The following is a 3,099-nucleotide window of genomic DNA, read 5'->3' as shown; positions in this document are numbered from 1 at the left end:
AGAAGCGACGCCCGGGAGAAGCGACGCCCGGGAGAAGCGACGCCCGGGAGAAGCGACGCCCGGGAGAAGCGACGCCCGGGAGAAGCGACGCCCGGAGGAAGCGACGCGAGAAGAGCGGCGCTCGGGAAGAAGTGGCGCTCGGAGAGCGGCGCCTGGGTAGAAGCGGCGCCCGGGAGAGCGACGCCCGAGAGAAAGTGGCGCCCGGGAGGAAGTGGTGCGCGGGAGAAAAAGCAAAAGGCAAGGAGACATCTCCCTGCCACTTCTAACGTATAGCGGACCGGGGGGCTTGCGGCAAGACCCCGGTGGTGGCGCAGAATCGTCCGCCGAGACCACCACCTGCGGAAATGGGGACACCACGTGCGTATGTTGTCGGCCGACGGGCTGCCGCGGTGACCGGGCGGTACGTGCTTGATCTCGACCGGATCGACGGGACGCAGGGCGCGGTGGCCGGCGGCAAGGGCGCGCAGCTGGGGGCGTTGTCCCGGCTCGACGGCGTCCGGGTGCCAGCCGGCTTCTGCGTGACGACGGACGCGTTTCGCCGGGTGGCAAAGCCGTCGATCGACGACCAGCTCGTTCAGCTGTCGGCTCTGGACCCGGACGACCGGGACGGGATCCGCACCCTGAGCGCGGAGATCCGCCGGACCATCGAAGGGATCGCCATCCCGGAGGCTCTCGCGGCGGACATCACCCGCGCGCTCGCCGAGCACGGCGAGCAGGCCGCCTACGCCGTACGGTCCAGCGCGACGGCGGAGGACCTGCCCACAGCGTCCTTCGCCGGCCAGCAGGACACGTATCTGAACGTGGTGGGACCCCCAGCGATCCTGGAGCACGTCAGCCGGTGCTGGGCCTCCCTGTTCACCGAACGGGCGGTGATCTACCGCCGGCGCAACGGCATCGACGACCGTACGGTCGCCATGGCCGTGGTCGTGCAGCGGATGGTGTTCCCGCAGGCCTCCGGCATCCTGTTCACCGCCGACCCGGTCACCGGCGACCGGACGGCCGCCACCGTGGACGCGGGCTTCGGGCTCGGCGAGGCGCTGGTCTCCGGCCTGGTCAACTCGGACGTCTACAAGGTGCGCCGGGACGAGATCGTGTCCCGGACGATCGCCGCGAAGGAGCGGGCCGTGCAGGCCATGCCCGGCGGCGGTACGCAGCAAGTGGCGATCGATTCACCCCGGCAGGAGCAGCCCGCACTCACGGACGCGCAGGTCCTGGAGCTCGTACGGCTGGGACGGCGGATCGAGGCCCACTTCGGCCGCCCGCAGGACATCGAGTGGTGCCTGGCCGAGGACGGTTTCCGGATCGTGCAGAGCCGCCCGATCACGACGCTGTTCCCCGTCCCCGCCGCCGACGACCAGGCGCGCGTGTACCTGTCCGTCGGTCACCAGCAGATGATGACCGACGCCATGCGGCCGCTGGGCTGGTCCATGTGGCAGCTGACGGCCATGGCGCCGATGCATGAGGCCGGCGGGCGGCTGTTCGTCGATGTCACCCGGGCCCTGGCCACCTCCGCGGGCCGCACCGGGCTGCTGGACATGGCGGCCCGGTCCGATCCGCTGACCCGGGACGCGCTGGAGACGGTCCTCAACCGCGACTTCGTGCCGCTGTCCCCGGACGCGGGTCCCGGCCGGCCGCCGGCCGGTGCCGGGCCCGCCCCGATCGAGACCGACCCGGCCGTCGTCGCCGAGCTGATCGCTCGCAGCGAGGCGTCCGTCGCCGCCCTGCAGCGCGATATCCGTACGAAGACCGGGCCGGCGCTGTTCGATTTCCTGCTGGAGGCGTTCGAGGAGCACAAGCGGGTCCTGAGTGATCCGGTGAGCATCCAGGCGATCATGGCGGGCATGGAGGCCACCTGGTGGCTCAACGATCGGCTGCGGGAGTGGCTGGGCGAGAAGAACGCGGCCGACACCCTGACGCTGTCCGCCCCGGGCAACATCACTTCGGAGATGGGCCTGGCGCTGCTGGACGTCGCCGACGTGATCCGCCCGTACCCCGAGGTGGTGGCGTTCCTGCGTGGCGTCGAGGACGAGCATTTTCTGGACGAGCTGCCCAAGGTCGCGGGCGGAACCGAGGCGCGCGAGGCCATTGAGACCTACCTCGACCGGTACGGCATGCGCTGCGTCGGCGAGATCGACATCACCCGGCCGCGCTGGCGGGAGCGGCCGGCCACGCTCGTGCCGGTCATCCTCGACAATGTCCGCAACTTCGGGCCGGGGGCCGCCGAGCGGCGCTTCGAGCAGGGGCGGCAGCAGGCGCAGGAGAAGGCGCGGGAGGTGCTCGAACGCCTGCGCGCGTTGCCGGACGGTGAGCAGAAGGCCGCCGAGACCGAGCGGATGATCGACCGGGTCCGCACCTTCATCGGCTACCGGGAGTATCCCAAGTACGGCATCATCTGCCGCTACTTCCTCTACAAGCAGGCTCTGCTGGACGAGGCCGAGCGCCTCGTGCAGGCCGGTGTGCTCGCCGGGAGGGAGGACATCTACTACCTCACCTTCCAGGAGCTCCACGACGTCGTACGGACGCGCCGGGTGGACGGTCGGCTCATCGCGCAGCGCAAGGAGGAGTTCCGGGCGTACCAGGCGCTCACGACGCCGCGGGTGCTGACCTCGGACGGTGAGGCGGTCCTGGGCTCGTACCGGCGCGCCGACCTGCCGGCCGATGCCCTGGCCGGGCTACCGGTCTCCGGCGGGACGGTCGAGGGCCGGGCCCGCGTCGTCCTCGACCTGGCGCAGGCCGACCTGGAGGCGGGCGACATCCTGGTCACGTCCTTCACGGACCCGAGCTGGTCGCCGCTGTTCGTCGGCATCGCGGGCCTGGTGACCGAGGTGGGGGGCCAGATGACCCACGGCGCGGTGATCGCCCGGGAGTACGGCCTGCCGGCCGTCGTCGCAGTGCCGCAGGCGACCCGGCTCATCCGCGACGGCCAGCGGATCCGCGTGCACGGCACCGACGGCTACGTCGAGCTGCTGTCCTGAAGATCGTTGTGTCGAACACCTCGTCCTCCCCTAGGGCATAGATGTTCTTGATCGCCCTGGACTAACCTGGCATCGCCCGCCGCGGGCGTGGGCCGGGACCGGGGAGACAAACCATGAACATGCA

The 3,099-nt window shown here is 70.9% G+C and carries 1 protein-coding gene; it reads left to right on the top strand.

The window, feature by feature from the left end; translation table 11 throughout:
• The first annotated feature begins 389 nt into the window (after window positions 1–389).
• Window positions 390–2,975, top strand: a complete 2,586-nt coding sequence (gene rph / locus AB0C29_RS40825; protein ID WP_360832427.1) for a rifamycin-inactivating phosphotransferase — start codon at window positions 390–392, stop codon at window positions 2,973–2,975.
• Window positions 2,976–3,099 lie beyond the last annotated feature (124 nt).

The organism is Actinoplanes sp. NPDC048791, from assembly GCF_040650095.1.
Classification (GTDB): domain Bacteria; phylum Actinomycetota; class Actinomycetes; order Mycobacteriales; family Micromonosporaceae; genus Actinoplanes.
This window is presented reverse-complemented; position numbering and strand designations above follow the sequence as displayed.